At 43.7% G+C, this 19,107-nt stretch carries 24 protein-coding genes, 1 pseudogene and 1 riboswitch; of the genes and pseudogenes, 2 read left to right on the top strand and 23 right to left on the bottom strand.

The features are described 5' to 3' along the window. Positions 1-26 precede the first annotated feature (26 nt). The 4 genes from M1D94_RS04535 to M1D94_RS04520 form a co-directional block, all read right to left on the bottom strand. Complete coding sequence (locus M1D94_RS04535; RefSeq protein ID WP_038827818.1) at positions 27-1,295, bottom strand: ABC transporter substrate-binding protein; 1,269 nt, start codon at positions 1,293-1,295, stop codon at positions 27-29. A gap of 80 nt (positions 1,296-1,375) precedes the next feature. Further along, positions 1,376-2,362, bottom strand: coding sequence for a fructosamine deglycase FrlB (gene frlB / locus M1D94_RS04530; RefSeq protein WP_015251278.1), 987 nt, complete (start codon positions 2,360-2,362; stop codon positions 1,376-1,378). 215 nt (positions 2,363-2,577) lie between these two features. After that, on the bottom strand, positions 2,578-2,952 hold the full coding sequence (locus M1D94_RS04525) for a nucleotide excision repair endonuclease (protein ID WP_003228617.1): 375 nt from the start codon (positions 2,950-2,952) through the stop codon (positions 2,578-2,580). 102 nt (positions 2,953-3,054) lie between these two features. Next, a complete protein-coding gene (locus tag M1D94_RS04520; protein ID WP_070547734.1) occupies positions 3,055-4,173 on the bottom strand; it encodes an NAD(P)/FAD-dependent oxidoreductase in 1,119 nt (372 codons plus the stop codon). Between the two features lie 158 nt (positions 4,174-4,331). On the opposite strand from M1D94_RS04520, the gene sspG reads away from it, so the two are divergent. After that, a complete protein-coding gene (gene sspG, locus M1D94_RS04515; protein WP_015384584.1) occupies positions 4,332-4,478 on the top strand; it encodes an acid-soluble spore protein SspG in 147 nt (48 codons plus the stop codon). Then, entirely contained in the window at positions 4,478-4,750 is a 273-nt protein-coding gene (locus M1D94_RS04510) for a hypothetical protein (RefSeq protein WP_072175944.1), read from the top strand. Before sspG ends, M1D94_RS04510 begins: the two co-directional genes overlap by 1 nt. A gap of 64 nt (positions 4,751-4,814) precedes the next feature. Here the strand turns inward: M1D94_RS04510 and glxB are convergent, their stop codons facing one another. The 19 genes and pseudogenes from glxB to fadE all read right to left on the bottom strand — a co-directional run bounded on the left by glxB (position 4,815) and on the right by fadE (position 19,095). After that, positions 4,815-5,198, bottom strand: coding sequence for a methylglyoxalase (glxB, locus tag M1D94_RS04505; RefSeq protein ID WP_003240869.1), 384 nt, complete (start codon positions 5,196-5,198; stop codon positions 4,815-4,817). Positions 5,199-5,307: 109 nt separating this feature from the next. Next, the gene (locus tag M1D94_RS04500; protein WP_015251274.1) at positions 5,308-5,586 is read right to left on the bottom strand and encodes an ArsR/SmtB family transcription factor; all 279 of its coding nucleotides are present in this window, start codon (positions 5,584-5,586) and stop codon (positions 5,308-5,310) included. Positions 5,587-5,865: 279 nt separating this feature from the next. Continuing rightward, positions 5,866-7,263 (bottom strand): Fe-S cluster assembly protein SufB, encoded by a 1,398-nt coding sequence (gene sufB / locus M1D94_RS04495; RefSeq protein ID WP_003228608.1) that lies wholly within the window; start codon positions 7,261-7,263, stop codon positions 5,866-5,868. 20 nt (positions 7,264-7,283) lie between these two features. Further along, positions 7,284-7,727, bottom strand: a complete 444-nt coding sequence (sufU, locus tag M1D94_RS04490; protein WP_003222809.1) for a Fe-S cluster assembly sulfur transfer protein SufU — start codon at positions 7,725-7,727, stop codon at positions 7,284-7,286. Then, positions 7,717-8,937, bottom strand: a complete 1,221-nt coding sequence (sufS, locus tag M1D94_RS04485) for a cysteine desulfurase SufS (protein ID WP_015714668.1) — start codon at positions 8,935-8,937, stop codon at positions 7,717-7,719. The genes sufU and sufS overlap by 11 nt, the downstream gene beginning before the upstream one ends. Next, the gene (gene sufD / locus M1D94_RS04480) at positions 8,937-10,250 is read right to left on the bottom strand and encodes a Fe-S cluster assembly protein SufD (RefSeq protein ID WP_014480787.1); all 1,314 of its coding nucleotides are present in this window, start codon (positions 10,248-10,250) and stop codon (positions 8,937-8,939) included. Before sufD ends, sufS begins: the two co-directional genes overlap by 1 nt. A 17-nt stretch (positions 10,251-10,267) precedes the next feature. Further along, a complete protein-coding gene (gene sufC / locus M1D94_RS04475) occupies positions 10,268-11,053 on the bottom strand; it encodes a Fe-S cluster assembly ATPase SufC (protein ID WP_014477918.1) in 786 nt (261 codons plus the stop codon). 193 nt (positions 11,054-11,246) lie between these two features. Further along, positions 11,247-11,384, bottom strand: a complete 138-nt coding sequence (locus tag M1D94_RS04470; RefSeq protein WP_003228600.1) for a hypothetical protein — start codon at positions 11,382-11,384, stop codon at positions 11,247-11,249. Positions 11,385-11,577: 193 nt separating this feature from the next. Next, positions 11,578-11,955, bottom strand: coding sequence for a carboxymuconolactone decarboxylase family protein (locus tag M1D94_RS04465; protein WP_014477920.1), 378 nt, complete (start codon positions 11,953-11,955; stop codon positions 11,578-11,580). 84 nt (positions 11,956-12,039) lie between these two features. Continuing rightward, positions 12,040-12,864, bottom strand: coding sequence for a methionine ABC transporter substrate-binding lipoprotein MetQ (metQ, locus tag M1D94_RS04460; RefSeq protein WP_456270434.1), 825 nt, complete (start codon positions 12,862-12,864; stop codon positions 12,040-12,042). Positions 12,865-12,877: 13 nt separating this feature from the next. Beyond that, positions 12,878-13,546: a methionine ABC transporter permease MetP gene (gene metP, locus M1D94_RS04455; RefSeq protein WP_003228593.1), complete on the bottom strand. Its 669-nt coding sequence runs from the start codon at positions 13,544-13,546 to the stop codon at positions 12,878-12,880. Next, entirely contained in the window at positions 13,539-14,564 is a 1,026-nt protein-coding gene (metN, locus tag M1D94_RS04450; RefSeq protein WP_003242531.1) for a methionine ABC transporter ATP-binding protein MetN, read from the bottom strand. The genes metP and metN overlap by 8 nt, the downstream gene beginning before the upstream one ends. A gap of 105 nt (positions 14,565-14,669) precedes the next feature. Then, positions 14,670-14,776: riboswitch (SAM riboswitch) on the bottom strand. Between the two features lie 114 nt (positions 14,777-14,890). Beyond that, positions 14,891-15,235, bottom strand: coding sequence for an SCP2 sterol-binding domain-containing protein (locus M1D94_RS04445; RefSeq protein ID WP_003228587.1), 345 nt, complete (start codon positions 15,233-15,235; stop codon positions 14,891-14,893). Positions 15,236-15,341: 106 nt separating this feature from the next. Next, positions 15,342-15,662, bottom strand: a complete 321-nt coding sequence (locus M1D94_RS04440; RefSeq protein WP_014480792.1) for a thioredoxin family protein — start codon at positions 15,660-15,662, stop codon at positions 15,342-15,344. 1 nt (position 15,663) lies between these two features. Continuing rightward, positions 15,664-16,025, bottom strand: a pseudogene (locus M1D94_RS04435) (toprim domain-containing protein). Between the two features lie 77 nt (positions 16,026-16,102). Then, entirely contained in the window at positions 16,103-16,339 is a 237-nt protein-coding gene (locus tag M1D94_RS04430; protein ID WP_003228581.1) for a YusG family protein, read from the bottom strand. A 55-nt stretch (positions 16,340-16,394) separates the two neighbouring features. Next, positions 16,395-16,778 (bottom strand): glycine cleavage system protein GcvH, encoded by a 384-nt coding sequence (gene gcvH / locus M1D94_RS04425; protein ID WP_003222781.1) that lies wholly within the window; start codon positions 16,776-16,778, stop codon positions 16,395-16,397. A gap of 66 nt (positions 16,779-16,844) precedes the next feature. Next, complete coding sequence (locus M1D94_RS04420) at positions 16,845-17,201, bottom strand: arsenate reductase family protein (protein ID WP_003222779.1); 357 nt, start codon at positions 17,199-17,201, stop codon at positions 16,845-16,847. A gap of 109 nt (positions 17,202-17,310) precedes the next feature. Beyond that, a complete protein-coding gene (gene fadE, locus M1D94_RS04415) occupies positions 17,311-19,095 on the bottom strand; it encodes an acyl-CoA dehydrogenase FadE (RefSeq protein WP_095315018.1) in 1,785 nt (594 codons plus the stop codon). Positions 19,096-19,107 lie beyond the last annotated feature (12 nt).

The raw sequence follows: 19,107 nt of genomic DNA, 5'->3' as shown, positions 1-19,107 counted from the left end.
GTGCGAAGCTTCACCTTTTCTTTGATTTATTCAGCTGACGCCCTCACCTGCTTTGCTGCCTTTTGAACGGCTTTCATCACCTGCTGCGGTGTCATGTCGCCGCCAAGCATTTGCTGGACGCCTGTTAGGTACGCATCTGCGACTTCAACATCGACATCCATATCAAACCATGGAACCATTGATTTGGCATCAACAATATGCTGAACGGCTTCACGCTGAATAGCTGTTGCATTTTCTTCAGTAGCCGTACCTTGCACTGCACTGTATTTCCCGACATCTTTCACGAGCTTTTCGCCCATTTTTTTCGACGTCAAGAACTGCAAAAATTCCATCGCTTCCTTCGGATGTTTTGTTCTTGAGGAAATCATGAATCCTTCCGGCGCTCCCGTTAACGCTTCTGAAGATCCTTTTTGCCCGCTGATTTTAGGAAATGGGAACATCCCGAGATTAACCGGTTCAACCAGCTTGATTTCCGCTGTTTCCGCATATATCATCGCCGACTTTTCGCTCTTAAATTGCTGTCTCACATATTCGTGGTCGACGGAGTTTACATGTTTATTAAAATAAGGCATCAGCTCCTGAAGCTTTTCAAGGGCTTTTACATAGCCTTCATCAGTAAATTCACCCGTTTTGGCGTTATAGTCCTTGTCTCGCGTTTTTTCATCGACCATCCGCTGATTAAGCGTGCCGATATAGTGCGAGATTGTCCAAGTCGCCTTTGTTCCGAAGCTGATCGGTGTGTAGCCATGTTCTTTCAGCTTTTTTGACACATCGATTAATTCATCCCACGTCTTCGGGGGATCAAGATTCAGCTTTTGGAAAATGTCTTTATTATAGAAGAATGATTTAGCGTCCATTTGCCACGGCACGCCATATTGCTTGTTTTCATAAGTAAATGGTGTAATTTGCGATTGAACGAGCTGTGATGACCAATCGGTGTCATTTTTGTAGTAGGACGAGAGATCAAGTGCTTTATTGCCTCTGATAAATTTAAAAGCAAACTCATCGCTCCAAGAGAAGTAAATGTCAGGAGGGCTGGTGGTTCCCAGCATGACCTTAATTTTATCTTTATAGGAGTCATTTAAAACGGCTTCAATTTGAATGTCGATATCCGGATGTTCTTTTTCAAATTCCTTAACAACCTCTTCAAAATAACTTTTTTCCGGCTCCTTTGGCCATCTGTGGAAAAATTTCAATGTCACCTTTCCGTCCGCTGAACTGCTTTGGCTCGAACAGCCTGCGATGGTGAGCATACTGACAGCTGCAATGATCAAGAACAACAACATTTTCTTCAAAGGGTTGGCCTCCTCTGGACATTAGACTATAATGTTATATAACATTATAGTCTAATGCATAATGGTTCTTCATTTTCAGATCAATACTCAACTTTCCACATGTATCTTCTGTGAGATAAAGGATGATTTCTCGCCTCTGCCAGCTCGTCTGCATAGCTTCTCAGCACACGATTGAGAACGAGCGGAGCAAGATAGCCTTTAACTGAATCGTCAATTGCAGTGAAGTCGTAAGATGCAGCATCAAGCACAGTGAGCTTTTTGCCATACTTTTTCGAGAAGGTAAGCGCCCGCTCTTCAAGAGGTCTTGTTTCATCTAAACCGAGCAGGATGATAAACGGCACGGATTCATCAATAATTTCAAACGGTCCGTGAAAATATTCTCCGGCATGAATGGCGTGGGAATGAATCCATTGCATTTCCATGAGAATGCAGATGCTGTAGGAGTAAGCGACACCGTAGTTTGCACCGCTTGCCATGGTATAAATAATGCTTTCTTTTTCATGGGCTTTTGCAAATTGCTTGGCGTTGTCAGCTTCCTGCTTAAGGGCTTTTTCATATACAGCCTGCAATTGATCTAAGCCTTCAATTGCTTGTTGGAATTTCGTATTGTTTTCTAATACTTGCAGGGTTCCAAAAACGATTTGATACAAAACGCCATAGTTTGTATTGATCGCAAGCGCCTCATCACCCCAATCGTACTGGGCAACATATTGCGCTTCCTGCGCTAAAGGAGACTCCGGTTTAAACGTCATCGCAATCGTAAGTGCGCCCTTACCCCTTGCAAACGCAGCAGCTTTGACTGTCTCCGGGGTATTTCCCGAATGCGAGCACAAAATAACAAGAGACTTTTCACCAAGCTGAACAGGGTTGCGCTGAATAAATTCGTTGGCGCTGTAGAGGTCGGAGTTTATTGATTTTGACTCTCTGTCAAACACATACTTACTCGGATACATAATGGCAGAAGACCCTCCGCATGCGACAAAGAATACATGATCAATGGTTTTCCCTTTCAAATCCTGCAAGAAAGCTTGAACCTCACGATTTACTTTTGCTGTGGCCTGACTCAAATCCTTCACTCCCCGTTTTTATTATATAACGTTATATAACATTATATATTGTTATATTAAAGTCCGCGGGTAGGATTGTCAATATTATTTTCTGAAATTTCTCATTAATTTATTCGAATGACAGACAAAGGGTCTATATGCGAAAAAATGCCCAAATCAAAAGCCAGAACTTGACTTAAGCTCTGGCTTCGCTGTTCAATCCGCAGACTGACGTCTTATTTAAAAAATACCTTGTCTATATTGTACTTCGAGTGCTGTGTATTGATGATATATGTTTCGTAAATCTCTCTTTCCATTGGATCATCAACTACACATACCTCAATTTTATAAACTTCATCTCTGTGATGTTTGATTGGTGAAACAGTGTCTTCGAAATGCTTCTTAATTCTCTGTCTTAACTTTCTGGCTTTCCCGACAAACAGCAGCTCGTCATGAATGTTGTAAAACATAAAAATGCCGCCTTTGTCCCTTGGGATCTGGTGAAAGTCGATGAATCCGTGAATCGGTTTTATCTTCGGCTCGTTATCATTAGCTGACTGCTGTCGTTCAGTGATGGTGACATTCGGTGCGGGTATATCAATTTTTATCAAAATCAGTTCACGTCCTCTTTTTCATTAAAGATAAATGCTAACACATACAGAAAAGAAAAGCTAGAACAGCTTTATTATATTTGTTTGTTATGCTCTTACTTATTATGCAAGTGCTCCGGCTGGATGATAAGGACTAAGGTCTAATTCTGTCTGCTTTCCAAGAACTAGCTTTGCGAGCTCTGCACCCAAGAACGGCCCCATCGTCAGTCCAGAAGCACCCAAACCGTTTGCAGCATATAAGCCTTGAACATTCGGCACGGCCCCTACGACCGGCAGAAATCCCGGTGTAAACGGCCTGAAGCCCACTCTTGTTTCAACAGCAGCCGCATCAGCAAGACCCGGTGCAACGGCTAACGCTTTGCTCAATACTTCGTGCTGGCCTCCGGCTGTCACACGAAGATCATCAAGACCGGCATCGTTTTCGTGTGTGGCGCCGGCTACAATTCTGCCGTTATCAAACGACAGAATGTACTGATCACTCGGCGGCATTACAACCGGCCACGATCCTGTATCTGCATCTGTCATTTCAAAATGCATAATCTGCGCTTTTTGAAATGACACTTGAAAATGAATGCCGAGAGGCTTCAATATCTCATTGGCCCATGCTCCCGCCGTCACAATGACCGCGTCAGCCGCAATCTGCTTTGTATCTGTTTGCACGCCGGTGACTGTTCCGTTTTCAAAAAGTAAAGATGCATTTCCTTTGATGACCGTTGCGCCGCGTTTCTCTGCAGCGCTTAAAAGCGACCGGCACAGCGCTCTTCCGTTCACACGGGCGGCACCGCTGATATGAACTGATTCATAGTCATCAGCTAAAATCGGAAACAGCTTTTTCGTTTCACTTGCGGACAAGCGGGTAATGTCGCCGATCTCCGGCGCATCCTCCCGTCTCTTATACGCCCGCTCCTCCATCTTATCAAGCTTTGACGCATCAGTATGAATGCTGATCGCACCAACACGTTTATATCCTGTATCCGTTTCTCCGTCCTCTTCCAACTGATTGATTAAATCCGCATAGTATCGCGCCCCGCCTTTAGCAAGCTGATACCAATCCTGATTGCGGCGCTGAGAGAGCCAAGGACAGACGATCCCCGCCGCCGCATCAGTCGCTTGTCCCGGCTCTTTCCGATCAATGACAGTAACGCGAGCGCCTGATTTTGCGAGATGATAAGCCGTCGACGCGCCCAGAATCCCTGCGCCGACGATGATGTACGATTTCATATGCAAACACCTTTTCTATTATAATGTCTATTCATTTTACCAAATAGAATGCTTTCCTTCGACCTTTTGCCCTAATGTGGAAAAACCGCGAAGTTCGTCCAATCTCTTTACTCTCCTAACGAATATCCTGTCACTATCAATAGAGAAAGGATGATACCATGAGCGAAAATCGTCATGAAAATGAAGAAAACAGACGCGATGCGGCAGTCGCAAAAGTCCAAAACAGCGGTAATGCAAAAGTCGTGGTCAACGTGAATACAGATCAGGATCAGGCACAGGCGCAGTCACAAGACGGAGAAGACTAATGAACGAAAACATCATTCCTCTCAACAGACATACTCAAGAGATACCCACTACTGAATCTGTTATCAAAAACAGCGGCAACTCAGAGGTCCATATCGACATTCACATTGATACAATGCCAATTGCTTTTGCTATATTATGCTCTGCATTAGCCGCAAAGCAGATGACAAAGGAAGAGTTCGACACTGCCTATACGCAATTACAAGAGATGAACAGGGATAACAGCAAAACATCTGTAAAGCAAATTATCAATCAAGAGACAGAAGAAGAGTAAAAAACCGCGGGCCCTGTGGCCAGCGGTTTTTCTTCTGCATACAAAAAGGACGCGACTGAATCGGTTACTTCTGTACAATTTGAATAAGGTTACCGCATGTATCATCGAAGACAGCAATTGTGACTTCGCCCATTTTTGTCGGTTCCATCGTAAACGTCACGCCTTTTTCCTTTAATCGGTTGTACTCTTTTTGAATATCTGCAACGCCAAACATTGTGGCCGGGAAGCCTTCGGAGAATATCTTCTTTTGATACTCCTTGGCGGCAGGATGTTCATTCGGTTCGAGTAAAAGCTCGGTTCCGTCTTGATCATCTGGAGAAACAAGCGTTATCCACCTGAATTTCCCCATGGGAACATCCTCCTTTTTTACAAACCCCAGTTTTTCTGTATAGAACTTCAGTGCCTTGTCTTGATCTTGCACGAATATACTAGTCACAATGATTTTCATATTGTTGTTTCCTCCTTTGATATTTATGGTGTATGGTACTGTGCAAACAATCCGGCTTCAAGCAAAACAAACCAACATTTTACAGAAAGTCAGTGCTGGTTTTATAAAATTACTCTATCCATCCTTTCAGCAAATTTTTAAGCGGTTCGTTGTTGAATATAAGTACTCGATATTTTCCCTTTCGTTTTGATGTTACGAGTCCTGCATCCTCCAGTACAGAAAGGTGTTTAGCTATCGCCTGTCGCGTAATAGAAAGGTCGTACTTTGTAATAAGACGTATCGTAAGTTCATACAACGTCAGCTCGTTGCGTTCAGATAATTCGTCTAATATAAGCCGCCGAGTCGAATCGCCGAGTGCTTTGAATATAGCGTCTTTGTTCCAATTCATATATTGAGTATAAGCAACTCATTAGTTGCATGTCAAGCATAAGCAACTGTATGGTTGCGTGATATAGAAACTGAACCTATCCGGCGCAGGTCTGAAATATTCTAATCGACTAGGACATAAAAACAACAACACAACAGCGGATACTTATTTTGATATCACTAAAAAATAAAAGAAGACGAACTTCAAAAGTTCGTCTTCTACAATCAAATTCGGCACGCCGACCATTTTAAAATTGATAACTATCTCTAACCCCCTTTATAAACAAAGGAGTTTTCATCATTAACCGATAGAACCTTCCATTTCGAACTTAATCAAACGGTTCATTTCAACTGCGTATTCCATTGGAAGCTCTTTTGTGAATGGCTCGATAAAGCCCATTACAATCATTTCAGTTGCTTCTTCTTCAGAAATACCGCGGCTCATCAAGTAGAAGAGCTGCTCTTCAGATACTTTAGACACTTTCGCTTCGTGCTCCAATGAAATGTTATCATTTAAGATTTCATTGTAAGGAATTGTGTCTGAAGTTGATTTGTTATCCATAATGAGCGTATCGCACTCGATGTTAGAGCGGGCGCCTTCCGCTTTGCGTCCGAAGTGGACGATTCCGCGGTACGTTACTTTTCCGCCCTGTTTTGAAATCGATTTTGATACGATTGTAGATGATGTGTTTGGTGCAAGGTGAATCATTTTCGCACCTGCATCCTGATGCTGGCCTTTACCTGCAAGAGCGATAGAAAGCGTCATACCGCGCGCGCCTTCGCCTTTTAGGATACAAGCCGGATATTTCATTGTCAGCTTAGAACCGATGTTGCCGTCGATCCATTCCATTGTTGCGTTTTCTTCACAGACTGTACGCTTTGTTACAAGGTTGTAAACGTTGTTCGCCCAGTTTTGGATCGTTGTATAACGGCAGTAGCCGCCTTTTTTCACGATGATCTCAACGACCGCACTGTGAAGTGAGTTTGTTGTGTAAACAGGCGCCGTACAGCCTTCAACATAATGAACACTTGCTTCTTCGTCAACAATGATCAGTGTACGTTCGAACTGACCCATGTTCTCAGAGTTGATACGGAAGTAAGCTTGAAGCGGTGTTTCAACCTTCACGCCTTTAGGCACGTAGATGAAAGATCCGCCGGACCAAACAGCTGAGTTAAGCGCCGCAAACTTGTTATCAGTCGGCGGGATTACTTTTGCCCAGTGCTCACGGAAAATATCTTCATTCTCTTTCAGCGCGCTGTCAGTGTCTTTAAAGACAATACCTTGCGCTTCAAGATCTTCTTTCATGTTGTGGTATACAACCTCAGATTCGTACTGAGCAGAAACACCCGCAAGGTATTTTTGTTCAGCTTCAGGAATACCGAGCTTGTCGAATGTTTGCTTAATTTCTTCAGGAACTTCATCCCAAGAACGCTCTGAACGCTCAGACGGTTTTACGTAGTACGTAATTTCGTCAAAGTTCAGTGAGTTTAAATCTCCGCCCCATTGAGGCATCGGCATGTTGTAGAAATGCTCAAGTGATTTCAAGCGGAAGTCAAGCATCCATTGAGGCTCTTCTTTCATGCGAGAAATTTCTTCTACGATTTCTTTTGTCAATCCGCGCTCTGAACGGAAAATGGAAACGTCCTTGTCGTGAAAACCATACTTGTATTCACCAATATCAGGCATTTTTTTAGCCATCCATTTTCACTCCAATCCTTTTAATTGCCGCCTTCTTCTTTCGCGACTCCTTTTTCAAGTGCTTTCCATGAGAGGGTTGCACATTTGATACGGGCCGGGAATTTTGAAACGCCTTGAAGGGCTTCAATATCCCCGAGATCTATAGAATCATCATACTCTTTCCCTTGCATCATATCCGAGAAAATCTTAGACATGGAAAGGGCAGTTTCAATATCTTTCCCTTTAATCGCCTGAGTCATCATCGAAGCGGATGCCATTGAAATGGAACAGCCTTCCCCTTCAAATTTCGCATCTTCCACGATGTCTCCGTCAAGCTTCATTGTCAGTCTGATGCGGTCGCCGCATGTCGGATTGTTCATATCCACGACGATGCTGTCATTCAAAACCCCTTTATTGCGCGGGTTTTTGTAATGATCCATAATCACCTGTCTGTACAATGTATCTAAGTTTGCATTAAAAGACATTTGTAAAATACTCCTTTGTCTTTTGAAGAGCTTCCACAAGCTTATCAATCTCTTCCTCTGTATTATACAGATAAAAGCTTGCTCTTGCAGTAGCAGTTACATCCAGCCATTTCATCAGCGGCTGCGCACAATGGTGGCCGGCTCTGACTGCGATTCCCTCCGCATCAAGCACAGTCGCCACATCGTGCGGATGAACATCATCAAGGTTAAATGTAACAAGCCCGGCACGCTCTTCCGGCCCGTAAACCGTTACGCCGTCAAGCTGGCGGAAGCGTTCAAGCGCATAAGCTGCAAGCTTGTGCTCATGGCGGGAAATCTCATCAAGACCGATTTCTTCGAGAAAATCAATGGCGGCACCTAGACCGATTGCTCCTGCAATAATCGGCGTACCCGCTTCGAATTTCCACGGAAGCTCTTTCCAAGTTGATTCATAAAGCCCGACAAAGTCGATCATTTCACCACCGAATTCGGCAGGCTCCATGTTTTCCAGCAGGGCTTTCTTTCCGTACAGCACACCAACACCGGTAGGTCCGCACATTTTATGGGAAGAAAGCGCAAAGAAGTCGCAATCGAGATCCTGCACGTCAATTTTCATGTGAGGCGTGCTTTGTGCACCGTCCACCACAATGACAGCCCCATTGTCATGAGCGATTTTCGCCATTTCTTTAATCGGGTTGACCGTGCCGAGGACATTAGATACATGAGACACCGCAACAATTTTTGTGTTGCTTGTGACCGTTTCTCTGACGTCTTCTAAAGAAATCGTTCCGTCTTCCTGCAGCGGAATATATTTTAATGTGGCGCCAGTTGCTTTTACAGCCTGCTGCCACGGAATGATATTCGCATGATGCTCCATGTAGGTGATGACCACTTCATCACCAGGTTCCAGGTTGGCGCGTGCATAGCTTAACGCCACCATATTCAGTGATGTGGTCGTGCCTTTTGTGAAAATAATCTCAGCCATTGACTTCGCGTTAATAAACTTGCGGACTTTTTCACGCGCTCCTTCATAACCATCTGTCGCTCTGGTTCCAAGTGTATGGACGCCCCGGTGAACATTGGAATTGTATTGGTTATAATACTTATCCAGTGTTTCAATGACAGCACGCGGCTTCTGGGAAGTCGCCGCGCTGTCGAGATAAACGAGATCATGTCCGTTCACTTGCTGATGAAGGATCGGGAACTGTTCACGAATATCTGTGATATTCATTACTTCACTTTCCTTTCGATAACAGAAACTAATTGTTTCTTAACGCCTTCAATCGGAAGTTCATTTACTACCGGTGCAAGGAATCCGTAAATGACTAAGCGTTCTGCTTCTTCTTTCGGAATTCCGCGGCTCATCAGGTAGTAAAGCTGAATAGGGTCCACACGGCCGACAGATGCCGCATGTCCTGCAGTTACATCGTCTTCGTCAATTAAAAGAATAGGGTTTGCGTCTCCGCGTGCTTTTTCGCTAAGCATCAGCACGCGTGATTCTTGCTCCGCATTCGCTTTAGAAGCGCCATGTTCGATTTTGCCGATTCCGTTAAAGATAGAAGAAGCGGAATCCTTCATCACACCGTGCTTCAAGATATAGCCTTCAGAAGCTTTACCGAAATGGATGATTTGTGTTGTGAAGTTTTCTGTTTGCTCTCCTCTTCCGACAACAACCGTTTTCGTATCGCCGTATGTGCCGTCACCGTAAAGGTTTGTTGTATTTTCGGAAATCGTGTCGCCGTCGTTCATCAGGCCAAGAGCCCACTCGATTTTGCTGTCGCGTCCGCGCGCAGCACCGCGGCGGTTCACATAAGTTGTCACACCGCTTGACAGATTATCCACCGCACCGTATGTCACGCTGGCATTATCACCTGTGATGACCTCACTGATAATATTGAAGACAGCGTCTTTCGGGTTTACAGTGCTGATGTAGTTTTCTACATATGTTACAGAGCTGTGGTCTTCAGCCACAATCAGCACGTGGTTGAATAGAGCTGTATCATTGCTTTCGTGGACATAAACAGCCTGAACCGGCGTCTCCACCTGAACATTTTTCGGAACATAAAGGAATGCTCCTCCGTTAACAAGAGCCGCGTGAAGTGCAGTTAACTTATGTTCGTCAACTTTCACGCCGTCCTTCATAAAGTATTTCTCCACCAAGTCGCTGTGCTCACGTGCAGCAGTCAGAATATCAGTGAAGATGACGCCTTTGTCTTTCAATTCTTGAGAAAGAGAAAGATATGCCGGCGTCTGGTCACGCTGTACGTATAATGTTTTATCTTCGTTTTCAACGTCGATCAGCGCTTTTACTTCATCAGTCAAATCTTCTAATGAAGAAAGCGGTTCGTTATCCACTGTATGCTTCGCGAAATTCGTGAAGTTCCAGTTTGTGATTTTTGTTTTGTCAGGTTTCGGCATCGGCAGATCCTCAGCTTGTTCAAGAGCCTGTAAGCGCAGGTTCTTCAGCCAGGCAGGTTCTTGGTGCTTTTCGGAAAAGCTTTTGAGATACTCCTGATCTACGGATAGTTTTGTACCTAGTGTCATATTAATCCCCCTAACGCTTACGCTTCTTGGCCAACAGTTTCGTCTTCAATGCCAAGTTCTTGTTTGATCCAGTCATAACCTTCTGCTTCAAGACGCTGTGCAAGCTCTGCACCGCCGGATTTTACAACGCGGCCTTGCATCATAACGTGAACAACATCCGGAGTGATGTAGTTTAACAGGCGCTGATAGTGAGTGATCATCAGGCAGCCGAAGCTTTCGCTGCGCATTTTGTTGATCCCTTTTGATACAACTTTCAAAGCGTCAATATCAAGACCTGAGTCAATTTCATCAAGGATGGCGATTTTCGGTTCAATCATCATTAATTGAAGGATTTCATTGCGTTTTTTCTCCCCGCCTGAGAAGCCTTCGTTAAGATAGCGCTGAGCCATTTCAGGGTCCATTTCAAGGAACTCCATGTTTTCGTCCATTTTGCGGATGAATTTCATGAGAGAAATTTCATCGCCTTCTTCTCTGCGCGCGTTGATTGCTGAGCGAAGGAAGTCGGCATTTGTCACACCGCTGATTTCACTTGGGTACTGCATCGCAAGGAATAAGCCTGCCTGCGCACGCTCGTCCACTTCCATCTCCAGTACATCTTTGCCGTCAAGCGTGATGCTGCCTTTTGTTACTTCATATTTAGGATGCCCCATAATAGCAGCTGATAATGTGGATTTACCAGTTCCATTCGGGCCCATTACTGCGTGGAATTCTCCACCTTTTATTTCAAGGTTTACACCCTTTAAGATCTCTTTCCCTTCGATTTCAACGTGAAGATCTTTGATCGTTAATGTTGAAGCAGCCATATCTATACCTCCAAAAATATATAATCATTATTCTCATTTTATTCTCATTCTAATTTTATAACAAATGAAAAGTAAATACAACTTTTTATCGTGCCTTGCACATTCCTCAAGTTTAACAAAGATCAGCACTTTATTAAAGCGATTGAAAAAGAAAAAGAGTGGATTCCCACCCTTTTTTAAAAGATTGATTTTCTCAATAAGCTCCCGCAGAAATCCGCTTGCTTTTTTCGTAATCAAGCTCTCTCTGCCGCTCTACTTTCATTCTTGTTTCCAGCCGGCGTCCATATTCCTCGTATCCAATTCCGTGTGACAGCTGCATCGCTTTTTCCATTTCTGACGTATAATCGAGGTTCAGTCTGTCCTGGCTGCTGCAAATAATGAATCAATCCCTTCATATATTTGCTTTTTATTGTACCAGTGCTGCGTTGGATGCCGCAAAAACGATTTGGCGTGAAATAGCGGCAGATGAGACGAAAGCATCCTTTCAGAACAAATGAGAATGGTTTTTCGGAATATTCCTTCTCTTAATGCGTGGTGTTTCCGAATTCCTCAATGCACTGTTGAACAACTGTCACGCCTTGGCTGAAAGCTGCGCCGCCTCCAAATGCCGCTGCCACACTGACGGCTTCGAGAATGTTTTCTTCTGTCGCTCCCTGATCGAGACAGCCTTTTGTATGATAGATCATGCAATATTCGTCCTGAGCATTGATGGCAATTCCGAGGGCGATCAGCTGTTTTTCTCTTTCAGTCAGAGAATTCCCGGCAAAGCACTGTTCAGTAAATTCGTTAAATTTCCTTCCCATCAGCGGCATCTTTTGTTCAAATGTACCTAAACCATGTTTATATTGTTTTAACGCGTCCTGCATGCTTCCTCTGTCTTGATTCAAAGAAAATCCCTCCATCTGTTTAACATTCCTTTTTATTATGAACAGCTTTTAGGAAAATACGCGAAAAAAACCCCGGATTTCTCATCCGGGGTTTCAGTCTTATTCAGATACAGGAAGCACAGCTCCGTCGTATTTTTTCTCGATGAAGTCTTTGATCTTTTTAGAGTGAAGAACTTCCATCAGCGCTTTGATTTTTGCAGAATCTTCTTCGCCTTTTCTTACTGCGATGATGTTAGCGTATGGGTTGTTTTTCGTTGATTCTACTTCAATTGCATCTTTTTTAGGATTTAATTTATTTTGGATCGCATAGTTTACATTGATGAAGGCCGCGTCTCCTTCTTTGTTTTCATATGCTTTTGCCGTTAATTCAGGCGCCACTTTTTTGAATTCAAGGTTTTTCGGGTTTTTCTTAATGTCTTTCAATGTTGCGTCAATTGTTTCTACCTTAGAATCAAGAGTGATTAATCCAGCGTTTTCAAGCATTGCAAGCATACGTCCTTGTTCAGCAACGTTGTTTGTCAGAATGATTGTCGCACCGTCTGGAAGGTCTTTCAGTGATTTGTATGTTTTAGAGTAAATACCGAATGGCTCTAAGTGAACAGCGCCGGCATTCACAAGTTTGTAATCTGTGTTTTCTTTCATTTCTTGCTCAAGGTAAGGAATGTGCTGGAAGTAGTTCGCGTCCACTTCATTATCAGCTAAAGCTTTATTGTACATTTTGTAATCACTAAGCACTTTCACTTTCAGCGTATAGCCTTTTTCTTTCAGCAATGGTTCAGCTTCTTTTAAAATTTCCGCATGCGGTGTTTTTGTTGCCGCAACGACAATTTCTTTCTTGCCAGATTCAGCGCCGTTATTCGAACTGCAGGCAGCCATGACTCCTGCAAATACAAGCAGTAATGCACCCAAAAATAGCTTTTTCAATGTAAATCCTCCCTTATCGTTTGTCTATAATATTTGTTATTAGATCACCGATGATTTGAATAATAAACACGATGATTAAAATAAACACAGTAGCAACGAAGGTAACATCAGCGTTATTAGACTGATATCCTTCTACGTACGCAAGGTTTCCAAGGCCTCCTGAACCAATGGCTCCGGCAATTGCCGTTGAGCCGATCAAAGCGATGGCAGTAACCGTAATGCCAGAAATAAGAGCAGGCATTGATTCCGGAATCAGCACTTTGAAAATAATCGTAGACGTTTTCGCGCCCATTGATTTAGCGGCTTCAATCACACCTTTATCCACCTCACGCAGCGCGATTTCAACAAGGCGCGCGTAAAATGGTGCCGAGCCGATTACCAGCGCCGGCAATGCGGCGTTTGGCCCTAAGATCGTGCCGACTAAAAATTTCGTAAAACCTAATAGTAAAATAATTAAAATAAGGAACGGAATCGATCTGAATATGTTAACAACGGCCGCAATCACAGAGTTGACCGCTTTATTCTGCCAGAGGCTTCCTTTGCTCGTCAGAAAGAGCAGCAAGCCGAGGATGACCCCGATGACAAAAGCAAACAGTAAAGAAATCAGCGTCATATAAAGTGTTTCATATGTCGCGTTCCATAATTCAGTTAAATCAACGTTCGGGAAGTATTTTTCAAACATTCGTGATCACCTCTGCTTTCACCTGTTTGTCATTAATGAATCGGATCACGTTTTGCACTTCTTCCTCGTCCCCGTCAATGTGGATGAACAGTGAACCGTAAGCCCCATCCTTCGTCTGCGAAATTTTCCCTTGCAGAATATTGACGCTGACATTGAAGTTTCTGATCATCTCTGTAATCAAAGGCTGTTCAGCTGACTCACCGACAAATGTGAGCTGAACCATTTTTCCTGATGCTGTATCATCAAGAAGGTGCTGAAGCGTCTCTTTCGTTTCTTCCGGCTCTGTCACCTGCTGAACAAATCGTTTTGTCATTTGTTCCTTTGGATTTTTGAAGACATCGAGAACCTCGCCTTCTTCGACCACCTTGCCGTTTTCCATGACGGCGACTCTGTTGCAGATTTTGCGGATGACATGCATTTCGTGCGTAATCAGCACAATCGTCAAACCGAGTCTTTCATTAATATCGGACAATAGATCCAGAATTGAATCTGTCGTTTGCGGATCTAATGCTGATGTCGCTTCGTCACAAAGGAGAACCTTCGGATTGTTTGCAAGCGCTCTGGCAATTCCCACACGCTGCTTCTGACCGCCGCTCAGCTGAGACGGATAAGATTTTTCTTTTCCTTCTAAACCTACCAGTTTAATCAGTTCATTGGCGCGCTTGATCCGCTCGCTCTTTTTCACTCCGGCAATTTCCAAAGGAAACATGATATTATCTCTGACAGTCCGCGACCAAAGCAAATTGAAATGCTGGAAAATCATACTGATCTCATGGCGTGCTTTTCTTAAACCGCGTCCATTTACTTCATTAATCTTGGTTCCCGCCACTTCCACGGTTCCTGAGGTTGGTTTCTCAAGGCCGTTCAGCAGACGGATTAAGGAACTCTTACCAGCTCCGCTATATCCTATAATTCCAAAAATCTCACCTTTTTTAATGGAAAGCGAGACGTTTTGGACAGCATTGACATCTCCATGTTTCGACTTGTAAACTTTTGAAACATCCTGAAGATTGATCAAAGCAATCACCTGCCTTAACACTATTCTAAGAAATCTTCCGGTTTTTTCTGCAAAAGAAAAGCCTTTCTGCACACTTGAGCAGAAAGGCTTATATAAAATGCCTTTCTCTCATCTTTCAAAGCTGAACGCTTCGTGTGAATTGGCACCATTTCAACAGCGTTGATGGTTGCCGGGCTTCATAGGGCACTTCCCTCCACCTCTCTTGATAAGAGAAATATATAGTCTTTTTCGTCCGGAAATTCTTAATGTAGAATAGCACGGCGAATGATTAAATGTCAATAAAATAAATGATGTCAACTTTTACTATTATAATAATTTATTATTTTTTAATTTTTTAAAATCCTCTGAAAAAATCCATTTGTCAGCCAGAGAATGGCTTCCAGTTTTAACAGGGCCCTGAATGACCCCTTTACTTTGAGGCTTCCGCTCTGAATCAGGTGCTGAAGGGAAATGTCTCCGTGCAATAAATCAATAATTTCCGTTTGGTTTCCGTAAAAGGTCAGGTTGGACGTTTGGGGCGGAGAAACTTTTTTCATTTCTCCCTGTTCGTTTATTGAGACGGTTAAGGCTTCTGCTTCTCCTTGGAAGGTAATGAGCAATGTTGAGGCATTCAAAAGGGGTTTTAAAAACAGATGCTGATACTCATCTTCTAAAACTTCCGCTTTCTCCATATGTACAACCTCCTATTTGTTGGTCATACATACACATTTCTCTCTTTGTCGCAAGAACCCCTTTATAAAACGAACGACAATTTCATTGGATATGCTGAGAAATATGTCATAAATGGGATGCGGAAGATGATTTTTGTTTGATCAGCTCATATAAATAAGAAACGGAATGAAATGCATATCCTCTTTCGACCACCTTTCCGCCTTTAAACAGCAGAAAACAAGGGACGCTTTCAATTTGATACGCTTTTGCGAATGTCGGAGAGTAATTGACATTGTTTTGATAGAAGGCGACATCCGGCAGCATTTCTTTCACCACTGTCAGCATTTTGCTTGCAAGCTGGCAGGTGCCGCAAAACGGAGTATATAAATATAGAAGGTACACATCATCTTCAATGTGATCAAGTTCGTGTTCTTGGAGTTCTTTCATGCTATACACCTCGGGACTTTCTTTCAAGAAAAATAGTATGGACATTCAGATTCGCACGCACAATACAGAAGCGATATGGTGCCTGGGCGCAGCCGCTACTTCCTTATAGGCTCTGTCGATATGGAGATGGCAGGCTTCATTAAATTCACGCTTCAGCTGTTTTCTCAATTTCTCACCTGATTCATCAGCATCAACTAATATATAGACGTCTTTATCATAAAGCTCGTCAGCCAATTCCTCGAGCCTCAGCTGGCTGATTGTTCCGTTTGTGCAGATAATGCGCACCGGTTCATTCAGGACGCTTTCGATTTTCTCTTTATCTGATTTCCCCTCGACAATCATAACCTTTTCCAGCTCATCCATCTTCATCTTGTTCACCTGCCGCGTCAAATTTGAAACGTTCAGATTGTAAAAGAAGGCAGTGAAATTCACCGCCAACATTAACACCAGCCGTTTTCGTAGTCACAATCTACATATTTTGCGTCGTCTCCAGAGACCACATCGGCTGTCTTATAAAATTTCTCATTTTCAAAGGAATAACCGGACTTAAGCTCATATTCATTCATGCTTGTCATTTGGCCGATCATCTCATTATCATGATATAACGAGAGCCGGCCATTTTGAAAGCGGCCTGTCACGTCATTGGTGACATCGAGCTTTTGTTTGTCGAAAGCCATATTGGACACCTCCCATAACGTTAGCGTGTCCAATTGCTTTTACGGCTATCCTGTTTTAGTCTTCTTGTGTCATCTCTTCGTATTGCTCTGCTGTCATCAGTTTTTCAATTTCAGAAGCGTCAGATGGCTCAACGACGATCATCCATGCTTTTTCGTACGGAGATTCGTTGACGAATTCCGGACTGTCATCAAGATCTTCGTTTACTTCCACAACCGTTCCGTTAATCGGTGCATAAAGCTCAGATACCGTTTTAACGGATTCAACACTGCCGAATGGCTCGTCCGCTTTGATTTCAGCGCCCACTTCAGGAAGTTCGACAAACACGATGTCGCCTAGTTCGGACTGGGCAAAATGCGTAATTCCGATTCTGGCTTTTTCTCCTTCAACTTTTACCCACTCGTGTTCTCCTGAGTAACGCAAATCTTTTGGTATGCTCAATTGAATCCCTCCATTTTTTACAGCACTACAATAAGAAGATACCACACTTTTCAAAAAAAATTTACATTAAGCCCAGTTTTCTTCAAATTGGTCTTCTTTAAATCCGACAGTCACTTTTTCGCCGTCTGTTGTAAGCGGGCGTTTGATCAGCATACCATCTGAAGCCAGCAGCTCGAGCTGTTCGTCCTCTGACATGTGATACAGCTTTTCCTTGAGATTGAGCTCGCGGTATTTCATGCCGCTCGTGTTGAAAAATTTCTTGAGATCCAGCCCGCTTTTTTCATAAAGCGCTTTTAATTCTTCTTTGCTTGGCGGCTGCTCAGCAATATGTATTTCGTTTATTTCTTTTCCATGCTCTTCAAGCCACTTCTTTGCTTTGCGGCACGTTCCGCATTTAGGGTACCAGTAAAAAGTTAACGACATCTTCTTCCCCCTCAATAAAATAATCGAGGTTATTTTAACACAGTTTGTTTTAAAAACCTAAAACAGTGCTTCTTAAAAAAAGCTCCGCGCATGCGGAGCTCTTGGCCAATCAGACAGTATATTTCTCAGCCTCAAAAATGCCTGCCGCCGCCTCGCGTTTTTTCTGAATCACGTTTTTAGGCGTTACGCGTGTCAGCTTGCGCAGAGCGGAAAGCATCATGCGGAGTGAATCTCCTTCTTCCATTGCGATAAGGGATTCCTTCGCATGCGCTTCAATTTCGTTAAAGGCCTCTTGAACGAAAATTTCTGTGTACAGCACCTTTTGCGCTGCTTTTTCGGCGCCTTGTGCGGCAATGGCCTTTTCCGTTCTGAGCACGGCTGATTCCATTGCGTATACATTGCTGACGATATCCGCTACGTTCACGAGAATTTCTTGCTCACGATCGATCGCTTTTCCGTATTTTTGCGCGGCTAGGCCGGCAGCAAACAACGCAATTTTTTTGGCTTGCTTGACGATATATTTCTCCTGCTCTAAGACGCCGCTTCCAGGCTCTTCAGGCATAAGCATCATGAGTTCTTCCTGCAGCGACTGCGCTTTTTCGAATAAAGGCAGCTCGCCTTTAAGCGCTTTTTTCAGGAAGGTGCTTGGCACGATTAACCGGTTGATTTCGTTTGTGCCTTCAAAAATCCGATTGATCCTTGAATCCCTATAGGCCCTTTCTACTTCGTATTCCTGCATAAAGCCGTAGCCTCCATGAATCTGCACGCCTTCATCAACGATATAATCAAGCGTTTCAGAGCCGAATACCTTATTCAGAGAGCATTCGATGGCGTATTCCGCAATCGATTTGGCGATTTGCCGGCCGTCCTTGAGATCTTCGGCCGTGAACTGGCTCATATTATCTTCAAACAGCCCGACGGTTCTGTATACAGAGCTTTCCATCGCATACAGCCTTGAGGCCATTGTCCCGATTTTTTCCTGTGTCAATGAAAAACCAGCAATCGGCGTTTTAAATTGGCGGCGCTGATTTGCGTATGCCGCAGACAGCTCGATGACGCGTTTAGATGCGCCGATTGTGCCAACCGCCAGTTTGTAACGGCCGATGTTTAAAATATTAAAGGCGATGACATGCCCTTTGCCGATTTCTCCGAGCAGGTTTTCCTTTGGCACTTCAGCTTGATCCAGAATGAGGGTTCTTGTCGATGATCCCTTGATTCCCATTTTCTTTTCTTCCGGTCCCGTGGAGACACCCGGGAACTCTTTTTCTACAATAAAGGCTGAAAACTTGTCGCCGTCTACCTTAGCGTAAACCACAAATACATCGGCAAAAGCAGAGTTGGTAATCCACTGTTTTTCCCCTGTTAATACATAATGGGTTCCTGCTTCATTCAGCACAGCTGTTGTTTTTGCTCCAAGTGCATCAGACCCAGAGCCAGGCTCAGTCAGAGCATAAGCGGCGATCTTTTCGCCTGAAGCGAGTCCAGGCAAATATTTTTTCTTTTGTTCTTCTGACCCGAAAAAGACGATCGGCAAGGAACCGATACCGACATGCGCGCCATAAGAAAGAGAAAAGCTTCCTGCACGCGAAAATTTCTCAGTGATGAGTGCCGAGCTGATTTTATCTAGGCCGAGTCCTCCGTATTCTTCCGGCACATCGGCGCCAAGCAGCCCTAGTTCGCCCGCTTTCTTCAACAGTCTGACAGAATGCTCGAATTGGTGGTTTTCGATATCATCTATATGAGGGAGAACATCTTGCTCGATGAAATCCTCCGTTGTTTTCGCAATCATTTTATGCTCGTCAGTGAAATCCTCCGGTGTATACATTTGATCGTATGTGACATCCTCGATTAAAAATCCGCCGCCTTTTTGTACTTCAGCCGCTTTTTTTGCCATTTGTTTTTCCCC

Source organism: Bacillus sp. JZ109 (genome assembly GCF_053903135.1).
This window is presented reverse-complemented; position numbering and strand designations above follow the sequence as displayed.